The organism is Myxococcus sp. AM011 (assembly GCF_013372595.1).
In the GTDB taxonomy this organism is placed as follows: Bacteria; Myxococcota; Myxococcia; order Myxococcales; family Myxococcaceae; genus Myxococcus; species Myxococcus eversor.
Genome location: NZ_JABXEM010000004.1, coordinates 40,865 through 42,502 on the forward strand (window position 1 = coordinate 40,865; position 1,638 = coordinate 42,502).

The 1,638-nt window shown below is 67.7% G+C and carries 1 protein-coding gene; it reads left to right on the forward strand.

What is annotated here, in order from left to right; translation table 11 throughout:
* Window positions 1-147: 147 nt before the first annotated feature.
* Window positions 148-1,554: a cytochrome P450 gene (locus HUW62_RS01735; RefSeq protein ID WP_176433365.1), complete on the forward strand. Its 1,407-nt coding sequence runs from the start codon at window positions 148-150 to the stop codon at window positions 1,552-1,554.
* Window positions 1,555-1,638: the final 84 nt, after the last annotated feature.

A 1,638-nucleotide genomic window follows, 5' to 3' on the forward strand; every position in this document is an offset into this window, starting at 1 on the left:
GCCAGGTGCGAGCGGCCCTTCCGCTGGAGCGTATTCCATCCCCCACCGCGCGGGAGCCCTGCTCCCTCTCGCAAAGCCACCCGCACGGAGGCGGCACGGGTTCGATCCGCGCCCGTGCCCCTGACGCGCTCCGCTGGAGACACCACGATGACCACCGGGAAAGACCTCTTGACCCTCCCACCCGGGCCCAAGGGAAAGCCGTTGTTCGGCAGCATGCTGGAGGCGCAGGCCGACCCGCTTGGCTTCTTCGGACGAACCTTCCAGCAATATGGGGATGCGGTCCGCATCCGGGTCGGTCCACGACAGACCGTCTTCCTGTTGAGCCACCCGGACTACGTGAAACATGTCCTGGTCGACAACGCGCAGAACTACCCCAAGCCGCACAACCCGCCGGGCAAGCTGCTCGGAAAGGGGCTGTTCCCCAGCGAGGGCGAATTCTGGCGCCAGCAGCGGCGATTCATCCAGCCGGCCTTCCACCCCGAGCGGATGGCGGCGCTGGTCCCCACCATGGTGGACAGCGTGCGGAAGATGTTGGACCGGTGGGAGGCCCGGACGCGCACGGGAGAGGTCTTCGACATCGCCAACGACATGACCCGGCTGTCGCTCTCCATCGTCGGCCGCGGCGTCTTCACCGACGACATGGTGGAAGAGCAGCCGGAGATCCTGGAGGCGTGCCAGGAAATCGTCCGGATGCAGAACATGCGGCGCAAGTGGTGGATGGTGTACCTCATCACCGCGCTGAAGCTCCGCACGCAGCGCCGCAAGCGCTTCCGCGCGGGAATCGCCACCCTGGACGCCGCCGTGTACGCGGCCATCGCCAGCCGCCGCCAGAACCCCACGGCCCATCCCGACATGCTCGGCCAGATGATGGCGGCTCGGGACCCGAAGACGGGCGAAGGCATGAGCGACGAGCAGCTTCGCGACGAGTGCGTCAACCTCTTCTTCGCGGGCCATGAGACCACGGCCGTGGCGCTGGCGTGGACCTGGCTGCTGCTCAGCCAGCACCCCGAGGTGGAGCAGCGGATGCGCGACGAGATCGCCTCCACCCTCGGCGACAGGCCCCCGCAGCTCCAGGACCTGCCGAAGCTTCGCTACATCACCGCGGTGTTCGAGGAGGTGCTGCGACTGTACCCCCCCGCGTGGGTGATGGCCCGACAGGCCAAGGAGCAGGACAAGCTGGGCGCCTACGACGTGCCGGCGGGCACCGTCATGATGATGATGCAGCCCATCGTCCACAAGCACCCGGCGTTCTGGGAAGAGCCGGAGAAGTTCATGCCGGAGCGCTTCATGCCGGAGAGCGCCGGGAAGCGGCCGCGCTTCGCGTACTTCCCCTTCGGCGCGGGCCAGCGGCTGTGCATTGGCAGCAACATGGCCCTGATGCAGTCCACCGTGGCGCTGACGATGATGCTTCAGCGCTTCAAGGTGAATGTCGTGCCGGGACAGACGGTGATTCCAGACCCCGTCGTCACGCTCCGGTCACGCCATGGGCTCCAGGTGTCCGTGAGCCCTGCTCCCGCCGCCTCCGGCCCGCTGCGGGCCTCGTCGGCCCGCTGAACCCAACTCTTCCGGAAAGTCACATGCGGGAGCGGATGCTCGCGGCCCCGGATGGCACGGACGCTGCGCCTGGAGTGAAGTCAG